Genomic DNA, 653 nt, shown 5'->3' with positions numbered 1-653 from the left:
TTGACTTAAATGTAATGATTTTTGACATTTTTACGAAAATAACATATGGAAAATAGGGACTTTAAAAAAACAATTGACTTAAATGTAATGATTTCTAAATTCTTAAATTTATTAAATTTTATAATATTAAATAAGGTAAATCAAAAATTAAAATTTTTGAACTTTTATTTTAAAAAACTCCAAACAGAAAATGTTGCTGATAGAAATTATGATATAATGTTTTAATAGAAAATAAGCATAAGAAGCAGGGGTGAAAGAATGTGTAAAATTATTAAATATTTAGATTATAGACTTAACACTCTAGAAAAGCTGTATTTTGATTTAACAATTATGCTAATTGTAACCTTTTTAAATTTTTTATTTCTTGTTTTTGAATTTTTTATTTATGAAAATATTGCTGTTTTCTTTCAAGATTGTTTTTTAATGTCCGTGATTTTTATCATTGGAATGACAGGTTTATTTCATACTTGTAAAGGTTTAAGAAAATACAAAGAAATTTTAAAAAGTAATAAAAGAGAAGAGTTCATTTAAATATTAAGGCATTCTTAAAGAATAAGAGCCCTAATATTTAATAATTTTTTACTTTTGTTTTTTTGAAAAAGAACTAGATTATTTTAGTTCCATATTTTTATTTTGCTCTCTAGCTTTTTGCA

General features: G+C 20.5%; 1 protein-coding gene. It reads left to right on the top strand.

The genetic code is table 11. The annotated features are described in order from the left end of the window. Window positions 1-258 precede the first annotated feature (258 nt). Window positions 259-531, top strand: coding sequence for a hypothetical protein (locus CCO88_RS09890; protein ID WP_002840957.1), 273 nt, complete (start codon window positions 259-261; stop codon window positions 529-531). The last annotated feature ends 122 nt before the right edge of the window (window positions 532-653 follow it).

The sequence above is a fragment of the Campylobacter coli LMG 9860 genome (genome assembly GCF_000254135.1).
Taxonomy (GTDB): Bacteria; Campylobacterota; Campylobacteria; order Campylobacterales; family Campylobacteraceae; genus Campylobacter_D; species Campylobacter_D coli.
This window is presented reverse-complemented; position numbering and strand designations above follow the sequence as displayed.